We start from the raw sequence: 17,645 nt of genomic DNA on the forward strand, positions 1-17,645 counted from the left end.
GGTAAGCACCTTACAGGTTGTGCAACAGATGCCAAGAGGCCCTAAGGGTGAAAAGCACCCCCGTGACGTGATCGGCGCCGCCGTCGTGATCGGCAAGATCGCCGCCGGCGAGATCGAGGACATCACCACGGAGGACGGGAAGAACGCCGCCGCCGTGGCGCTTGGTCGCATGGGCGGTAAGGCGCGGGCCGACAACATGTCGGCCAAGCGTCGCAAGGAAATCGCCAGCAAGGCCGCGAAGTCTCGCTGGTCGAAGTCCCGTGTGTGAATTCAAACTGAGACACTACCGCCGGTCCGCAGCGATCAAGCCGCTTTGTCCCGTCGGAGCGCGCTGACTTATCCCGGGCTGATCCACCGCTTCTCCACAAGCCTGTCCACTGTCACCCGTCAGGCGAACAGCGCGCGGTGGTCGGCGAGGATTGCGCGCGCGGCGTTGTGGCCGGGGGCGCCGGTGACGCCGCCGCCGGGATGGGCTCCCGAGCCGCAGTGGTAGAGACCCTTCAGCGGGCCCCGGTAGTCGGCATGGCCTAGCATCGGCCGCGCCGAGAACAGCTGGTTCAGGGTCAGCGCGCCGTGGAAGATGTCGCCGCCGAGCAGGCCGAACTGCCGCTCCAAATCGAGCGGGGAGAGGATCTGGCGGCCGAGCACGCTGCCGGCGAAGCCGGGCGCGTAATGGTCGACGGTCGCGATCATGAGGTCGGCGACCTCCTCGCGATGGTCGTTCCAGGATTTGCCGTTGGGCAATTGCGGTGCGACATGCTGGCAGAACAGGCTGGCGACATGCTGGCCCGCCGGGCTCAGGCTGTCGTCGAGCGTCGAGGGGATCAGCATCTCGACGACTGGAGCGCGGCTCCAGCCGAACTCGCACGCATCGCGCCAGGCGCGTTCCATATAGGCCAGGCTCGGAGCGATGATGATTCCGGCGGTGAGATGATCGCCGCCGCCCGGCAGCGCGCTGAACGAGGGCAGGGCGCTCAGCGCGACGTTCATCCTGAACGTGCCGGAGCCGTTGCGCCAGCGTGCGATGCGGGCGCGGAAGTCCGCCGCCAGTGCGCCGTCGGGCACGAGGCGCGTGTAGAGCAGTTTTGGGTTGACGTTCGCTGCGACATATTTCGCGCGGATGATCTCGCCATTGTCGAGGACGACGCCGCAGGCGCGATCCTTCTCGACGATCACCTCGCGCACGCCGGCATCGGTCGCGATCTCGGCGCCGTGGCCGCGCGCAGCCTGCGCCATCGCCTGCGTGATCGCGCCCATGCCGCCGATGGCGTGGCCCCAGACGCCCTTCTTGCCGTTCACCTCGCCGAACGCATGATGCAGCATCACATAGGCCGAGCCGGCGGCGTAGGGGCTGGCGTAATTGCCCACGATGGCGTCGAAGCCGAACAGCGCCTTGACGAGGTCGCTCTCGAACCGCTCGTCGAGCATCTCGCCGGCCGAGCGCGTGAACAGGTCGAGCAGGTTGCGCTGCTGCTCCAGCGACAGCCGCCGCAGGATGTTGGCGGTGCCGAGTGCGTTGAACGCCTCGCTCATCGCACCGATGCCGAAGCCTTCGACGATGTTCGGCGGCGCGCGCAGCACGAACTGCCGCAGCACGTCGGCGATGGCTTCGAGTTCCCCGGAGAATGCGCCGATCGCCTCGGCGTCGCGCAGGCTGAGCTTCGCGACTGAGCCGCGGGTGCGGCCTTCGCCGGTCAGCAGGTAGCTGCCGTCAGGCGCGGGCAGGAAATTCTGGGCGCGGCGTTCGACGATCCTGAGGCCGTGTTCGGCAAGTTTCAGGTCGGAAGCAATCTGCGGATTGAGCAGGCTCACCGTGTAGGCCGCGACCGAATTGCGGAAGCCGGGAACGAATTCTTCGGTGACGGCGGCGCCGCCGACCACCTTGCGGCGTTCCACGACCTTCACGCGCAGCCCCGCCATCGCCAGATAGGCCGCGCAGGTGAGGCCGTTATGCCCCGCACCGATGATGACGACGTCCGTTTCGTTCATGTCAGCTTCAACAAGCAGTGATGACAGCGTGCTGTCGCCCCGCAGCGGCGCTTCGTCAAGTCCGCGTGACTGCGGTTTCTTGCCCGCGATACTGCCATATGCTCAACTCAAATTCTCCGGTGCACTCCCGCCGGATCGTCCGCCTCCGGCGCCCGCCGGGTCCATGCCGGAGCTTCCATGACGTCAGAGCCGTCTGTCTCGCGAAACCGGCTGGTGCTGGTTGTCTATACCGCCGCGATCTTCGTCAGCGCGCTGCTGTTGTTCTCGGTGCAACCGCTGTTCACCAAGATGGTGCTGCCGCGGCTCGGCGGCTCGCCGGCGGTGTGGTCGGTGGCGATGGTGTTCTTCCAGTCGCTGCTGCTCGGCGGCTACGCCTATGCGCATGTCCTGATGACGCTGAAGAACCGCGCGATTCCGGTGGTGGTGCATCTGGCACTGCTCGTCGTCGCGCTGCTGACGCTGCCGCTGGCGATCAGCAGCGGCTGGGGCGAGCCGCCGCATTCGGGCTATGCGCTTTGGCTGCTCGGCCTGTTCGCGGTCTCGATCGGCCTGCCGTTCTTCGCGCTGGCCGCCAACAATCCGCTGCTGCAGGCCTGGTTCGTGCGCACCGGCCACCCTGATGGCCCCGATCCGTATTTCCTCTATGCGTCCTCGAACATCGGCAGTTTCCTGGCGCTGTTGTCCTATCCGGTGCTGCTGGAGCCGGTGTTCACCCTGCGCAGCCAGAACCTGATCTGGACCTGCGGCTATGGCCTCCTGATCGTCCTGATCGCCGGCTGTGGCGTGCTGCTGCTCCGCGCACCGGCTGGTGCGGCCGCGCTCAACATGCAGGCGGATGAGGCCAGCGCGCCGGCACCGTCCTGGCTGCTGCGCGCGCGCTGGATCTTCCTCGCCGCGGTGCCGTCGGGCCTTCTGATCGCGGTCACCGCCCACATCTCGACCGACGTCGCCGCCGCGCCGCTGCTCTGGGTGCTGCCGCTGTCGCTGTATCTGCTGACCTGGGTGCTGGTGTTCCAGTCGCGGCCGCTGCTGCCGCACAAATGGATGCTGCGGTTGCAGCCGCTGGCGATCGCCGGCGTCGTGATCCTGCTCGCGGTCGGCGGCGAGCAGAACCTGCTGCTGACGCTCGGCGGCCATCAGCTCTGCTTCTTCGTCATCGCGATGGCCTGCCATGGCGAACTCGCGCGCACGCGGCCCGCCGCGAAATATCTGACCGGCTTCTATGTCGCGCTGTCGTTCGGGGGCATGGTCGGCGGCCTGTTCGCGGGATTGATCGCGCCGTTCACCTTCTCCTGGGTCGCCGAATATCCGATCCTCCTGGCGCTGGCCGCGCTTTGCCGCCCGACCGGCACGGAGCGGTTGCCGCGCTGGAGCGCCTGGTACTGGCCGTTGCTCGCCGTGCTCGCGGTCGCGCTGATCGCGCCGAGCTATTCGCCCGGTGAGATCTTCTCCTGGCTCGACGACCGGCGGGTCTGGATGATCGGCGCGGTCGGCGCGCTCTCGGCGCTGCTGGCGCTCGGGCTGAACGCCAATCGCTGGAAGATCTTTGCCACCGTCGCGGTGGCGCTGGTGCTGCTGCGGGCCTATCCGTCCGATGACGGCCGGGTCGAGACCGTGCGCAGCTTCTTCGGCGTGCACAAGATCGTTGTGACGCCGAACGGGCAGTATCACGTGCTGATGCACGGCACCACGATCCACGGCGCCGAGAAGTTCAAGAACGACGACGGCACGCCGGTGACCGGACGTCCCGAGGCGATCACCTATTACCACAAGGACGGCGGCATCGGCCGCGCCATCAGTGCAATCCGCGAGCGCAAGGGCGCCCCGCTGAAGGTCGCGGTGATCGGGCTCGGCTCGGGCACGCTGACCTGCGCTTCAGAGCCCGGCGAGGACTGGAAGTTCTTCGAGATCGACCAGTCGATGGTCGACACCGCGCGTGACCCGAAATACTTCACCTACATCCAGAACTGCGAGCCGAACCTCAAGCCGGTGATCGGCGATGCGCGGCTGACCTTCGCCAAGGAGCCGGACGGCATCTACGACCTCATCATCGTCGACGCCTATTCGTCGGACGCGATCCCGATTCATCTCGCGACCGAGGAGGCGATGGCGATCTACAAGGAGAAGCTGGCGCCGCAGGGCGCGGTGGTGATGCACGTCTCCAACCGCCATCTCGAGCTCTCCAGCGTCGTGGTCGGCATCGCCGAGGCCAACGATCTGAAGAGCTGGGTCTACAGCGAGGATTCCGGCCGCGACAACGAGTACATCTTCTCGACCTCGGTGGTGGTCTCAGCGCGCGACGACGCCGATGTCGGCAAGCTCGCATCGTCTGATGTCTGGGCCGAGACCGAAGCCAGCGAGAACCAGCGGGTCTGGACCGACGATTATTCGAACGTGCTGGGCGCAGTCTGGCGCCGCCTGCGCGACGGCGAGCAGTAGGCGAGAGGTCAACTCGAGTGGCGACGAAAGTACGTACGCTCCCTCTCCCCGTCCTTACGGGGAGAGGGTTGGGGTGAGGGGCTCTCTCCGCGTAAACGATCGCAACTGCGTTTGCGGAGGCTCCCCCTCACCCAGAACGCATCTGTCGATGCGTTCTGACCTCTCCCCGCACGCGGGGAGAGGTGAAGCGGAATCCTCTGATCGCTTCGTGGCAGACTCTCATTCTAGCGACCCTGCATCAGCAACCTTGCCATCTGCGTGTCGACGATCGCGGCAAACAGGTCGGGATCGTTGAAGGCTCGCGCGGAGAGCATCGCCCCGTGGACCGTCGCCATCAGAACCTGGGCCTCATCTTCCGGCCGCTTGTCGAGCCGGAACAGACGTTGCTCGGCGCCGGCCTGCAGCACCGACGCAAGCCACTTTGCGAGACTGTGGAAATGCGCGCGGACCCGCGAGGCGACGTCCTCCGGCAGCATCTGCATCTCGCCGGCCAGCATCGCGCAGACACAGAAAGGTAGCGAGGCATCCCGGATGCAGGTCTGCCAGAAGTTCAGGTAGAACCGCAATTGCTCGGCGGGGCTCGAGACCTGCTGCTGAATAGACGTCATGCCCGCTTCGGTCTGCTGCCGGTAGCGATCCACCAGCGTTGTGACCAGTTCGGCCTTGGTCGGGAAGTGATGGTGGATGCTCGCCTTCCGGATGCCGATCGCATCCGAGATGTCGGCGTAGCTGAACGCGTTGTAGCCGCCCGCGACGATGAGGGTCTGCGCGACGTCGAGGATTTTGTCTGCGGTCGAAGTCATTGGATCTCACGTCGTCGCCCGCCGCCGATGGGCGAGGCTGAAACTCGTAGCTGCGCGCTCCTTCTCACGCGGACGTGTGGTGCGCCCAGTTGACTTGGGATTCCTGCCTACCTACTAGTAGGTCGCGAATTCATCCTACTAGTAGGTAGATAACATAGGAAGCCCTGTCAATGGAAAGTCAAATGTCCCAGCCCAGCTGGCTGCGATTCTACTATTTCGGCCGCGCCGTGTTCTCGATCGCCTGGATCGCCGCCGCCGTGCTGTTCCGCGCGCAGCCGGCGATCGTTGCGTTCCTGCTCGTGATCTACCCGGCGTGGGATGCCGTCGCCAACCTGGCTGACGCCCGCGTCACCGGTGGCCTGATAGCCAACCCGTCGCAGACGTTGAACGTCGCGGTCAGCACGGTGACGGCGCTCGCCGTGATCGCGGCGGTCAGCCACAGCGCCTATGCCGTCCTGGCGGTGTTCGGGGCTTGGGCGATCCTGGCAGGCCTGCTGCAGCTTTACACGGGAGCACGGCGCTGGCGTCGCTACGGCGCGCAATGGCTGATGATCCTCAGTGGCGGGCAGTCGGCGCTCGCCGGCGGCTACATGATCATCCAATCCATCGGCAGCGTTGCGCCGACGATCCTCGATATCGCGCCCTATGCGGGGTTCGGCGCGTTCTACTTCCTGCTGTCGGCCATCTGGCTTGCCGCGACGGCCAATCGCAGAGCACACGCATAGGCGCCTCGTCGCGCCGGCTATTTCTTCTCGGCCGGCGCCGCGTTGGCTGGGCTCGGCGCCGCCGCGGTCAGCAGCGGGATTGTCGACGGCGGCTCGTCCTCGTCGAGGAATTGCTGCACGGTGGCCTGGATCGACGACTTGGCGCTGTCAGGCCCGCGATCGCTGAGATCGTTGTGCTGATACTCGGTGTTGACGACCTTGATGCCGGCCCTGACGCAGGTCTCGTCGTCGGGCACGACGCCGGGGTCGGCCTTGAAGTGCGGATCCTTCGAGCGGAACGAGAGGATCTTGATCTTGCCGTCGGTGATGAACGGCACGCGCAGATTGTCGAGCGTGACGACCTTCTTCACCAGTTCGGGATGCTGCTTGGCGAAGAACATCGAGATGTCGCCGCCGTTGGAATGGCCGATCAGCGTCAGGTGGCGATAGTCCGCGTTGGGATAGAGCTTCTTCAACTCGTCGATCGCGTACATGATGTTGAAGGCGCCGCGATTGTACTGCATGCGGCGGCCGACATATTCCTCGCCGACCTTGGTGACCATCGGCGCATCGCTGTCGAGATCGTGCTGGATGCTGATCACGAGGTAGCCCCGCGAGGCAAACACGTTGGTCAGGAACGAGTACTCGGTGTTCTTGACCGTGTTGCCGTGGCTCAGGATCGCGACCGGCAGGTCGACCATCTCGGCCATCGCCTGCATCTCGCGGTCGCGGCGGACCGCGACGTCGACCGTCACGTTGCGATCCTCGCGCAGGACGTCATGGAACGTCATCGTCGTATGGCGGATGGCCCACCGGTCGGTGGTGAAATATCCCGCCATCACAACAGTGCACAGGCAAAGGACAATGATGCCCCGTTTCATTGTAACCCCTGATATTTCGTACTGACGCGCTCTGGCTCTGACATCATCAGGCACTCCGAGGCCGACGGCCTGAAGGCCGGGCGGGCGCTGTATTCGCGAAATATCGGGCTAATTTTACAATCAGATGACTGTGCGACGACAGCGGCGGCGCCGGCAGGCGGCGCGCCGTTGCTGATGGTCACAAGCAGGTGAGCACGCCGCAGATTGTGCTCGCGCACCTGTCGTCAGAGGGGCAGGCGGTGCTGGGCTGTCTGCATGTAGCCCGGATGAGCGAAGCGATATCCGGGGCGGGCCCCGCATATCGCTTTGCTCATGCGGGCTACGCGTGAGGCGAGAAGAGCGACGTCGGCGAGGGAGCGTCTCAGTCCTGATAGAAGCCGCGTGGCTGGTAATAGGTCCGGGGCTGCGGCTGGTAATATTGCGGCGCCGGCGCGTTGCTCTGGTTGCCGTAATATTGCTGCTGGCCGTAATAGCCTTGCTGCTGGCCATAGCCTTGCGCGTCGTAGACGCGGCGGGTGGTGCGCGGCGCCGGATAGCGCTGCTCGGTCGAGGAGCCGTCGGCCGGATAGATGTAGCCGTCGTCGGCGCGCGCCTGGGCCGGATATTCACGCGGCTGCGGCGTCAACACGACCGGATCGCCGGCGGTGGCTTGCTGGTCGTACTGCTGCGGCGCGCCGCGGGCCACCGCCGTGCCGGCGCGGCCACGCGGATTGCGCGCCAGCGCGACCTGCGACGAGCCGGTCAGCGTCACCGTGGTGTTGAGCACGCCTTCCTTCTGCACCAGCGCGTAGAGCGTCGAGGCGTTGGCGCGCGACAGCCGGACGCAGCCATGCGAGGCCGGCGTGCCGAGACGGCTCACCGAGTCCGTGCCGTGGATAGCGTGCCCGACCTTGGTGAAGAAGATCGAGTGCGGCATCGGCGCGTCGTCGAATTCCTTGGAATAGTGATCCTCTTCCATGCGGAAGGCGCGGAAGCTGCCGTTCGGGGTTTCGCGCGAGGGGATGCCGCTCGAGACCGGCCAGTGGTAGCGGGCGACGCCGTCGACCGCGACGGTCATCTGCTGGTTGTCCTTGTCGATGGTGATATCGACCTTGGCCTGTGCGGCGCCGGCGGTGAACAGCATCACGGACGTGAAAGCAACGAGGAACGAACGCATCTTACCTTGGCCTCCAGGCCGATCACAGCGCCGCGGCTCTCCGTCCCCCGGCATCCAATATGCCCGGAATCAGAGTTTGGTTCCAGTGGCGTACCGCGCAATCGTTAATCCGGCGCGCGGCGCAAACAAGGCCGAAGGCGGATTTGTCGATCGCGGCGTCCTGACTTTTTCGCGAGCAGGCCGCGACAACAGCCTTAAACGGCAACCATTTGGCCGCATGGGCGTTTCACAACTCCCGCCCAGTGACGCATTCGCGTCGCGTTGCAAGGAATCGAGATGAACAACACCAAGGTCAAGACCGCGGCCGTCGTCGGAGCCGGCCCGTCCGCGCGGCTCCTGCTTGCCGCCGCGGCCCTCGGGCTCGCGCTGCTGGCAATCCCGCATGCCGGCCACGCCCAGGGCATCGTTCGCGGCGCGCAGGAAGGCGCCTACGAAGGCAACCGGGCCGCCGGGCCGATTGGCGGCGTGGTCGGGGGAGCCGTCGGCGCCGGCGTCGGCGGCGCCATGGGCGCGGTCAAGGGCGTGTTCGGGATTCCGGATCGCGGCTGGCGCCGCGGCCAGCGCTGCCGCGGCTATTACCGGCACGGGCACTTCTACTGCTATCGGTAACGCGCGCTTGTAGCCCGGATGAAGCGCAGCGAAATCCGGGGCCGCGCCGTCCGCGGATAGAGCTGTCCCGGATTGCGCTTCGCTCCATCCGGGCTACGAAGATTCGCGAACCGAGTCAGTTCTTCAGCCGATAGCCGGTCCGGAAGATCCAGGCCACGATGACCATGCAGATGACCAGGAAGCCGATGGTCATGCCGAAGCTCACGGCGACGTTGACGTCGGCGATCTCGAAGAAGCTCCAGCGGAAGCCGGAGATCAGGTAGACCACCGGATTGAACAGCGTGATGGTGCGCCAGCCCGACGGCAGCATGTTCACCGAGTAGAAGCTGCCGCCGAGGAAGGTCAGCGGCGTCACCACCAGCATCGGGATCATCTGCAGCTTCTCGAACCCGTCGGCCCAGATACCGATGATGAAGCCGAACAGGCTGAAGGTGACCGCAGTCAGCACCAGGAAGGTCAGCATCCAGATCGGATGTTGGATATGCAGAGGAACAAAAAGCCCGGCGGTGGCCAGGATGATCAGGCCGAGGATGATCGATTTGGTGGCGGCGGCGCCGACATAGCCGATCACGATCTCGAGGTAGGAGATCGGCGCCGACAGGATCTCGTAGATCGTGCCGGCGAATTTCGGGAAGTAGATGCCGAACGAGGCGTTGGCGATGCTCTGGGTCAAGACCGACAGCATCACGAGGCCCGGCACGATGAAGGTGCCGTAGCTGACGCCCTCGACTTCGGTGATGCGCGAGCCGATCGCCGCGCCGAACACCACGAAATACAGCGAGGTGGAGACGACAGGCGAGACGATGCTCTGCAGCAGCGTGCGCCAGGTGCGCGCCATTTCGAACAGATAGATCGCCCGGATTGCGCGGTAGTTCATGGCGCCCTCACGAGGCTGACGAAGATGTCCTCGAGCGAGGATTGCTTGGTGTCGAGATCGGAGATGCGGATGCCGGCGTTGCGGAGATCGCTGAGCAGGCTGGTGATCCCGGTGCGGTCGCCCTTGGTGTCGTAATCGTAGGTCACCGCGCGGCCGTCGGCGGACAGTTCGAGATGGTATGCCGCCAGCGTCTCGGGAATCGCATCGAGCTTGTTCTGCAGTTGCAGCGTCAGGTGCTTCTTGCCGAGCTTCTGCATCAAGGTTGCCTTGTCCTCGATCAGGATGATCTCGCCCTTGTTTATGACGCCGATGCGGTCGGCCATCTCCTCGGCTTCCTCGATGTAATGCGTGGTCAGGATGATGGTGACGCCGGAGGCCTGCAGCGTCCGCACCACCTCCCACATGCCCTTGCGCAATTCGACGTCGACGCCGGCGGTGGGCTCGTCGAGGAACAGGATCTGCGGCTCGTGCGACAGCGCTTTCGCGATCATCACGCGGCGCTTCATGCCGCCGGACAGCGTGATGATCTTGCTGTCCTTCTTGTCCCACAGCGAGAGGTCCTTCAGCACCTTCTCGATATGGGCCGGGTTCTTCGGCTTGCCGAACAGGCCGCGGCTGAAGCTGACGGTGGCCCAGACCGACTCGAAGGCATCGGTGTGCAGTTCCTGTGGAACCAGCCCGATCATCGACCGCGCCGCGCGGTAGTCGCGGATGATGTCATGGCCGCCGATCGAGACGCTGCCCTGGCTCGGATTGACGATGCCGCAGATGATGCTGATCAGCGTGGTCTTGCCGGCGCCGTTCGGCCCGAGCAGCGCGAAGATCTCGCCGCGCTTGATATCGAGGTTGATGCCGTTCAGCGCCTTGAAGCCGGAACCGTAGGCTTTCGAAAGATTGGAAACGGAGATGATCGACGACATGGAGGAGTGATGGCCGTATGGGATGGGGGCGCGCGGAATGGGTGGCGGCGGCGGGAAATGGGTTACCCGCAGATAGGGACGCGCAATCCGTTCTGCAATCACCCGGCCGGGCAGAAAAACTATTCTGCGGCGTGAGCCCGGACAGGCAATTCGACCAGCGTCACCATGCGGGTCTTCAAGTCGTCAGTGGCCTCGGGATCGGCTGCTTGCGTGACTTCGGAATAATGGAAGAATACCGTTGAGTTGCCCGACGTGTCAAGGGTGCAGCGTTGAATGCCGGCAGCCACTGGCTACTTTGCATGGGGTTGTTTTTCGGTATTTGGCGTGCGGTCCCGCGACCGTCGCGGTCGCCGCTTGACCCAAGCTACTTCCCTCAGTGCTTCTTCTTCGCCGGCTTCTTGGCGGCGGCGACCGGGGCCGGATGCGCGGCGGGCTCGGTGTCGGCGACCTTGGAGGCCGTCATGAGCTGCAGCTGGGCGTTGACCGGTCCGTTGGGGCGGGCGGGGTCGAGCAGTTGCTCTTCGCCGAGGCCGATCGGCAGCAGCCGCTTCGGGGCGATCTTGAAGGTGTTGACGAGGATGTCGCGGATCGCATCCGCACGCCGCTGGCTCAGCAGCGCGGCGTTGTCGCGCCGGCCGCCCGACTCGACATGGCCGACGATCAGGAAATTGTAGGGCAGCAGCGAAGAATGCGTCAGCGCGTCGGCGATCCGCCCGACGGCCTGGTACGACTCCGGCAGCACGATCGGCGTGTCGACGTCGAACTTGATGTCGAGGTTGATGACCGGCAGCTTGTTGAGATCGGGCGCGATCGGCGGGCGCTTCTGCGGCGGCGGCTCGTTCTTGCCGCGCGCGCGCGACCGCTCGAGCACCTGCTGGCGCAGCGCCGGCAGGTCGATCTCGGCGGGGGCCTCGAAATGATTGAGCTTGGCGATGATGTCGTCGCGCGTGACGGCGGTCTGCGCATGCGCGGGCGCCGCCAGCAGCAGTGCGCCGAGCAGGCCGAGATCGCGCAGGCGGCGCAGCAGCGGACGCATCACTGATACCCCGCGTCGGTGATCGCCTGGGCGCAATTGCGATTGACGCCCTTGGCGGCGACGAGGCAGGGCACCGACTTGCTGGTTTCCTTGGTCGAACCGCCGCACACCTTGACGATCTCGCGGGTGCAGGCATTGGCGACGGTGACGCGCGCCGCGATCCGCTTCTGGATCGCGTCCAGCGTCGTCAGATAGCTCTCCTTGCAGGTCGGCGATATCACGTCGCGGTTGCGCGACAGGCACTCCTTCAAGCGATTGGAGTCGAGATTGACGCCACGGCAATTGGCGGTGATGTCGGCGCCGCAGGCTTTCGCGAGCTGGGCGGCGGCATCGCCAAAGCTCAACGTCTCCGCGGCCGCCAGCGACGGCGCAGTGAGAGCGATGACAAAAAGGAAGAAACGTCCCCGGACCATGGGTCCATCTGAACCCATGAAATCAGTTGGGGTCAAGGCCTACCAACAAAGAAGGCCGCCCTGTCACACCCGCTCCACAAAGCTGTCGACGACCTTCTTCTCGCCGGCCTTCTCGAAGGCGATGGTCAGCTTGTTGCCGTCGATCTTCACCACATGGCCGTAGCCGAATTTCTGGTGAAACACGCGGTCGTCGAGCGAGAAGTCCGACACCGTGCCGGTGGATTTCGCCACCAGCTCGCCCTCGATCACCATGGGGCCACGTTTGCCGCGTTCGAAGCCGCCTGAGGCTCCGCCTCGCGGGCCTGAAAACGACGATTGCCGCTCCTCGAACCCGCCTCGGCCGCCACCGCCGCCGCGGGTGCGATTGGCCTGGGCGCGCTGCCAGCCCGGTGTCGAATAGCTCGAGCCGAAGGATTCGAGGTTGTCGAAGCGCGAGGCGCCATAGCCGCCACTGCCGCCCCAGCCCGAGCCGCCCTTGGATTCGGTGATCTCGACATTGTGCGCCGGCAATTCGTCGAGGAAGCGCGAGGGAATCGTGGTCGACCAGGTGCCATGGATGCGGCGGTTGGTGGCGAAATAGATTTTTGCGCGGCGGCGAGCGCGCGTCAGGCCGACATGGGCGAGGCGGCGCTCCTCCTCGAGCCCGGCGCGGCCCTGTTCGTCCAGCGTGCGCTGGCTCGGGAACAAGCCTTCCTCCCAGCCCGGCAGGAACACGTTGTCGAATTCGAGGCCCTTGGCCGAATGCAGCGTCATCAGCGACACCGCTTCCTCTCCGGCCTCGCCATCGCGGTCCATCACCAGCGAGATGTGTTCGAGGAAGCCTTGCAGGTTCTCGAACTCCTCCATCGAGCGGACGAGTTCTTTCAGGTTGTCGAGCCGGCCGGCGGCGTCGGCCGAGCGGTCCTTCTGCCACATCTCGGTGTAGCCGCTCTCGTCGAGCACGATCTCGGCCAATTCCGTATGCGACGTCACCTCGCTCTGCGCCCGCCAGCGGTCGAATTGCATCACGAGTTCGCGCAACGAGCCGCGCGCCTTCGGCTTCAGCTCGTCAGTGTCGACCACGGCGCGCGCCGCCTCGAACAAGGGAATGCGGCGCTTGCGGGCGTGGTCGTGCAGCATTTGCACGGTGGCGTCGCCGAGACCACGCTTCGGCACGTTGACGATGCGCTCGAAGGCGAGATCGTCGGCCGGCGAATTAATGGTGCGCAGATACGCGAGCGCATCGCGGATTTCAGCGCGCTCATAGAATCGGGGACCGCCGATCACGCGATAGGGCAGGCCGAGAGTGACGAAACGGTCTTCGAACTCGCGCATCTGGAACGAGGCGCGGACGAGAATGGCGACGTCGTTGAGGTTCTCGCCGGCGCGCTGCAGCTCCTCGAGCTCCTCGCCGATCGCGCGCGCCTCTTCCTCGGAATCCCACGAGCCGGTGACGGTGACCTTCTCGCCGTCGACATCCTCGGTGCGCAGCGTCTTGCCGAGCCGGCCCTCGTTGTGTGCGATCAGGTGCGAGGCGGCGGCGAGGATGTGGCCGGTGGAGCGGTAGTTGCGCTCCAGCCGGATCACCTTGGCGCCGGGGAAATCGTGGTCGAAGCGCAGGATGTTGTCGACCTCGGCGCCGCGCCAGCCATAGATCGACTGGTCGTCGTCGCCGACGCAGCAGATGTTCTTGGGTGGAGCCTGTGTGACGCCACTCGCGTTGTCATTCCGGGGCGCGTCGTCAGGCGCGAACCCGGAATCTCGAGCTGAGTCCTCATTACCGCGAGATTCCGGGTTCGCATCTTCGATCCGCCCCGGAATGACCGCGGAAAGAGGCAAGCCCGGCCGCGACGGCGCCTGCGACAGCAGCCGCAGCCACAGATACTGCGCGACGTTGGTGTCCTGATATTCGTCGACCAGGATGAACTTGAAGCGGTTCTGGTAGGAGCGCAGCACATCCGGGTTCTCGCGGAACAGGCGGATGTTCTCCAGCAGCAGATCGCCGAAGTCGGCGGCATTGAGGATCTTCAGCCGCTCCTGATAGGTCGCGTAGATCTTGCCGCCCTTGCCGTTGCCGAACGAGGCGGCCTCGCCGGACGGCACCTGCGACGGCAACAGTCCTCGATTCTTCCAGCTGTCGATCAGCCCGGCCAGCATCCGCGCCGGCCAGCGCTTGTCGTCGATGTTCTCGGCCTGCAGCAGCTGCTTGAGCAGCCGCACCTGGTCGTCGACGTCGAGCACCGTGAAGTTGGATTTGAGCTGCACCAGCTCGGCATGGTGGCGCAGGATGCGGCCGCCGATCGAGTGGAAGGTGCCGAGCCACGGCATGCCCTCGACGGCCTGGCCCAGCATCTGGCCGAGCCGCAGCTTCATCTCGCGCGCCGCCTTGTTGGTGAAGGTCACAGACAGGATCTCGTGCGGCCGCGCGCGGCCCTGGCTCAGGATATGCGCGATGCGGGTCGTGAGCACCCGCGTCTTGCCGGTGCCGGCGCCGGCGAGCACCAGCACGGGCCCGTCGAGCGTCTCGACCGCGTCGCGCTGCTCCGGATTGAGGCCGGCAAGATATTGCGGACCGCCCGCCGCCGCGCGCGAACGCGCGGCAATGCCGCCAGCCGCCGGCTGGTGCTCGGGAACGCCGCGATGCGGCAATTTGCTCGGTTCGGTCATGCGCGAATCGTCTCGGCCCCACGATGGCACCGCGGGACGGTGAAAGGGAGCCTTCTTAACAGGGATTGAAGGCCATATAGGGCCTGATCGGCCGTTTTGACAGGTTTATCCCGCGCCGCAGGAACCATTCCCGTCGGTGATCCACAGCCGGCCCGGTTCCCGGAAGCGTCGAAAATTTCGCGGTTTCGCGATCAGGAACCAGCGTTCCCGCCTCGGATTGTTTCACCAGACGCGGCGTCGGGCTTCGGCCCGCGCGAGCAAACGAGACAGAGGTTGGATCATGCTGAGCTGGGTCGTCACGTTTCTGGTCATCGCCCTGATCGCGGGCATTCTGGGCTTCGGCGGCATCGCCGGCGCCTCGGTCGAAATCGCCAAGATGATCTTCTTCATCGCCGTCATCCTGTTCCTGGTGTCGGCGGTGGTTGGATTGCTGCGCGGCCGCACCAGGGTCTAGCGGCGCTATTTCTTCGAGGGCATCGCCACGTTGCGGCCGATGCCCTCGGGACGTGGCACGCCCTCATAGCTGTCCACGATCGCTCGCACGCGGGAGCGAATATCAGGCGGAAACGGCGCCACCTTGCGAGCCTGCATGTCGACATGCAGTGTGAGGTTTTCGGAGGTCGCCGATAGCCAGCCCTCGCTCGCGTGGCGCAGCTCCTCGAACGTATGCAGCCGCTTCTCGTCGGCGCCGAGCAGGAAGACCGAGACCTGCACGGGATCGCCGAGATGGATCTCTCTCAGATAGCGCACATGGCATTCGGCGGTGAAGGTCGAGCACTGCCGCGCCTTCATGTAGGCCGGACCGATGCCGAGTTGCAGCCACATCTCGTCGATGGCGCGGTCGAACATCACGTTGTAATAGGCCATGTTGAGATGGCCGTTATAGTCGATCCATTGCGGCTCGATCTGCATCACCGAGGAGTGGAACGGGGCGGGCGGCAGCGGCATCTCCCCGGCGGCAGTCTCTGAAATCATCGTCCATCCCTGTTGTTTGCACGCAATTCGGGCGTGCGCGAAACGACGCGCATTTTTTCGGAACATGCTATCTTGACCCCTTATACAAGCTTTGCCACGGTCGGCTAAAGGTGGGAGGACGATTGACGTGGCGACGACGATTTCGAGCAAGGTGACGCGACCCGAGCCGGCGGCCCTGAAGAGCGCGATCGACGCGCTGGCGGCGCGGTTCGGCAACCGGCTCGTCACGTCGCAGGCGGTGCGCGAGCAGCACGGCCACACCACCACATGGCTGCCGAACCAGCCGCCGGATGCCGTCGTCATGGCGCAGGAAACCGCCGACATCCAGGACGTGGTGCGGATCTGCGCGCAGCACCGCGTGCCGGTGATCGCGTTCGGCACCGGAACCTCGCTGGAAGGCCAGGTCAACGCGCCCGGCGGCGGCGTCTGCATCGACCTCCGCGACATGAACCAGGTGCTGGAGGTGCATGCCGAGGATCTCGACTGCGTGATCCAGCCCGGCGTGACCCGCAAGGCGCTCAACGAGCACCTGCGTGACCAGGGCCTGTTCTTCCCGATCGATCCCGGCGCCGACGCCTCGCTCGGCGGCATGACCTCGACGCGTGCGTCCGGCACCAACGCGGTGCGCTACGGCACCATGCGCGAGAACGTTCTGGCGCTGAAGGTGGTGCGCGGCGACGGCGAGATCATCACGACCGGCACGCGCGCCAAGAAGTCATCGGCCGGCTACGACCTGACCCATCTGTTCGTCGGCGCCGAGGGCACGCTCGGCATCATCTCCGAGCTCACCATCCGCCTGCGCGGCATCCCAGAGACCATCGCCGCCGCGGCGTGCTCGTTCGATAGCGTGCGCGGCGCCTGCCAGGCTACCATCCTCGCGATCCAGACCGGCATCCCGGTCGCGCGCATCGAGTTGCTCAATGCCGCGCAGGTGAAGGCCTGCAACAGCTATTCGAAGCTGTCGCTGCCGGAGACGCCGCTGCTGTTGCTGGAATTCCACGGCAGCGAGGTCGAGGTCGCCGAGCAGTCGAAGAATTTCCGCGATATCGCCGCCGAATGCGGCGGCGGCGACTTCTCCTGGACCACCAAGCCGGAAGACCGCACCAAACTGTGGCAGGCGCGGCACGACGCCTACTGGTCGGTGAAGGCGCTGCGGCCGGGCGATCGCATCGGCGTCGTCGCAACCGATGTCTGCGTGCCGATCTCGCGGCTCGCCGATTGCGTCACCGAGACCGAGGACGATCTGGAGCGGCTCAATTTGCTGTCGCCGATCGTCGGCCATGTCGGCGACGGTAATTTCCATTGCTCGCTGGTCTGCGACATCGACAACAAGGACGAGATGGCGCGCGGCGAGGAGTTCATGCACCGCCTGGTCGAGCGTGCCCAGGCGATGGGCGGGACGTGCACCGGCGAGCACGGCATCGGCCAGGGCAAGCAGAAATATTTGAAGGCGGAGCTCGGCCCCGAGGCGCTCGACGCGATGCGGGCGCTGAAGCATGCGCTCGATCCGCAAAACATTTTCAACCCCGGAAAGATCGTTCCTGTTGCCTAGAGCGTGGTGCGCGAAAGCGCGAGGCGGTTTTCCCTGTGGCGGACGCGTAGCGTTCGCGATCATGCTCAAAATTGATTGTCTCGATCTTCCGGCCACAGGATGTGGCGATGATTTGGTTCAAGAAGACCAGGCCCACTGAAATCTGGGAGGAGCCCATCGAGGGGCCGCTCGGCGACATCGAGGCCGCGCAGCGGATTCGTGCGATCTGCCGCGCCGCCGCCGACAGTGCCGAGAAGGTGGGCAAGCCCCAGGGGCGCCCGACCCAGCAGCAGGCCGAGCGCGACCGCTACGAGCAGGCCGCCAAGACCGCGATGGAAATCGCGATGAAGATCTCCGACGAACTGGTGCGCGACTCCGCGGTGCGCGAGATCGTCGGCCTCTGCATCAAGGCCAACAACATGAAGACCGCGCGGGCGCTGTTCCGTGCCATCCACACTGGCTCGATCAAGGATGAAGTGCTGAGGGAGCACCCGGCGCTCGCCGGCGGGCCGGAGTGAGTGGCTCGGACTGAGCGCGCTCACATGAAGTCATCACGTCCGTTTTACCCCGACACGATCAGAAACACGGCTACGGTGCGGTCTCGTACGGCAAATGAGTGCGTCTGCGGGCCTCGCGCATTGGGGACACCCTGCAAATCGTTGCCGC

17 protein-coding genes are annotated in these 17,645 nt (G+C 65.3%); 7 read left to right on the forward strand and 10 right to left on the reverse strand.

Annotation, left to right across the window (positions count from 1 at the left end):
* Window positions 1-67 precede the first annotated feature (67 nt).
* The gene (locus JQ633_RS02740) at window positions 68-268 is read left to right on the forward strand and encodes an RNA-binding protein (protein WP_349631508.1); all 201 of its coding nucleotides are present in this window, start codon (window positions 68-70) and stop codon (window positions 266-268) included.
* 119 nt (window positions 269-387) lie between these two features.
* Here JQ633_RS02740 and JQ633_RS02745 read toward each other — a convergent pair whose 3' ends face one another.
* The gene (locus tag JQ633_RS02745) at window positions 388-1,989 is read right to left on the reverse strand and encodes a phytoene desaturase family protein (protein ID WP_211982064.1); all 1,602 of its coding nucleotides are present in this window, start codon (window positions 1,987-1,989) and stop codon (window positions 388-390) included.
* A gap of 177 nt (window positions 1,990-2,166) precedes the next feature.
* Here JQ633_RS02745 and JQ633_RS02750 point away from each other — a divergent pair, with 177 nt between their 5' ends.
* A complete protein-coding gene (locus tag JQ633_RS02750; protein WP_211982065.1) occupies window positions 2,167-4,428 on the forward strand; it encodes a fused MFS/spermidine synthase in 2,262 nt (753 codons plus the stop codon).
* A 224-nt stretch (window positions 4,429-4,652) separates the two neighbouring features.
* Here JQ633_RS02750 and JQ633_RS02755 read toward each other — a convergent pair whose 3' ends face one another.
* Complete coding sequence (locus JQ633_RS02755; protein WP_211982067.1) at window positions 4,653-5,231, reverse strand: TetR/AcrR family transcriptional regulator; 579 nt, start codon at window positions 5,229-5,231, stop codon at window positions 4,653-4,655.
* A gap of 170 nt (window positions 5,232-5,401) precedes the next feature.
* On the opposite strand from JQ633_RS02755, the gene JQ633_RS02760 reads away from it, so the two are divergent.
* Complete coding sequence (locus JQ633_RS02760) at window positions 5,402-5,956, forward strand: DUF308 domain-containing protein (protein ID WP_211982069.1); 555 nt, start codon at window positions 5,402-5,404, stop codon at window positions 5,954-5,956.
* Window positions 5,957-5,973: 17 nt separating this feature from the next.
* Here JQ633_RS02760 and JQ633_RS02765 read toward each other — a convergent pair whose 3' ends face one another.
* Window positions 5,974-6,816, reverse strand: a complete 843-nt coding sequence (locus JQ633_RS02765; protein WP_211982071.1) for an alpha/beta hydrolase — start codon at window positions 6,814-6,816, stop codon at window positions 5,974-5,976.
* A gap of 361 nt (window positions 6,817-7,177) precedes the next feature.
* Window positions 7,178-7,972 carry a L,D-transpeptidase gene (locus JQ633_RS02770; protein WP_211982073.1) on the reverse strand — a complete coding sequence of 265 codons (795 nt, stop codon included), beginning with the start codon at window positions 7,970-7,972 and terminating at the stop codon, window positions 7,178-7,180.
* A gap of 276 nt (window positions 7,973-8,248) precedes the next feature.
* Here JQ633_RS02770 and JQ633_RS02775 point away from each other — a divergent pair, with 276 nt between their 5' ends.
* Entirely contained in the window at window positions 8,249-8,581 is a 333-nt protein-coding gene (locus JQ633_RS02775; RefSeq protein WP_211982075.1) for a hypothetical protein, read from the forward strand.
* A gap of 115 nt (window positions 8,582-8,696) precedes the next feature.
* On the opposite strand, the gene JQ633_RS02780 is transcribed toward JQ633_RS02775, so the two are convergent.
* From JQ633_RS02780 to JQ633_RS02800, 5 genes are all read right to left on the reverse strand, one after another.
* Window positions 8,697-9,458 (reverse strand): ABC transporter permease, encoded by a 762-nt coding sequence (locus tag JQ633_RS02780; RefSeq protein WP_211982077.1) that lies wholly within the window; start codon window positions 9,456-9,458, stop codon window positions 8,697-8,699.
* On the reverse strand, window positions 9,455-10,378 hold the full coding sequence (locus JQ633_RS02785; RefSeq protein WP_211982079.1) for an ABC transporter ATP-binding protein: 924 nt from the start codon (window positions 10,376-10,378) through the stop codon (window positions 9,455-9,457). The genes JQ633_RS02780 and JQ633_RS02785 overlap by 4 nt, the downstream gene beginning before the upstream one ends.
* A gap of 373 nt (window positions 10,379-10,751) precedes the next feature.
* Entirely contained in the window at window positions 10,752-11,414 is a 663-nt protein-coding gene (locus JQ633_RS02790) for an OmpA family protein (protein ID WP_211982081.1), read from the reverse strand.
* Window positions 11,414-11,827, reverse strand: coding sequence for a hypothetical protein (locus JQ633_RS02795; protein ID WP_211982082.1), 414 nt, complete (start codon window positions 11,825-11,827; stop codon window positions 11,414-11,416). The genes JQ633_RS02790 and JQ633_RS02795 overlap by 1 nt, the downstream gene beginning before the upstream one ends.
* Before the next feature lie 63 nt (window positions 11,828-11,890).
* Complete coding sequence (locus JQ633_RS02800) at window positions 11,891-14,473, reverse strand: ATP-dependent helicase (protein ID WP_211982084.1); 2,583 nt, start codon at window positions 14,471-14,473, stop codon at window positions 11,891-11,893.
* Window positions 14,474-14,753: 280 nt separating this feature from the next.
* Here JQ633_RS02800 and JQ633_RS02805 point away from each other — a divergent pair, with 280 nt between their 5' ends.
* Window positions 14,754-14,927, forward strand: a complete 174-nt coding sequence (locus JQ633_RS02805) for a DUF1328 domain-containing protein (RefSeq protein ID WP_211982085.1) — start codon at window positions 14,754-14,756, stop codon at window positions 14,925-14,927.
* 5 nt (window positions 14,928-14,932) lie between these two features.
* On the opposite strand, the gene JQ633_RS02810 is transcribed toward JQ633_RS02805, so the two are convergent.
* Entirely contained in the window at window positions 14,933-15,421 is a 489-nt protein-coding gene (locus JQ633_RS02810) for a thioesterase family protein (RefSeq protein ID WP_211982764.1), read from the reverse strand.
* A gap of 154 nt (window positions 15,422-15,575) precedes the next feature.
* Between JQ633_RS02810 and JQ633_RS02815 the strand changes: the two genes are divergently transcribed.
* The gene (locus JQ633_RS02815; protein WP_211982087.1) at window positions 15,576-17,000 is read left to right on the forward strand and encodes an FAD-binding oxidoreductase; all 1,425 of its coding nucleotides are present in this window, start codon (window positions 15,576-15,578) and stop codon (window positions 16,998-17,000) included.
* Window positions 17,001-17,107: 107 nt separating this feature from the next.
* Window positions 17,108-17,497 (forward strand): hypothetical protein, encoded by a 390-nt coding sequence (locus JQ633_RS02820; RefSeq protein WP_211982089.1) that lies wholly within the window; start codon window positions 17,108-17,110, stop codon window positions 17,495-17,497.
* The last annotated feature ends 148 nt before the right edge of the window (window positions 17,498-17,645 follow it).

Origin of the sequence: Bradyrhizobium tropiciagri (assembly GCF_018130505.1) — a bacterium.
Lineage (GTDB): Bacteria > Pseudomonadota > Alphaproteobacteria > Rhizobiales > Xanthobacteraceae > Bradyrhizobium > Bradyrhizobium tropiciagri_B.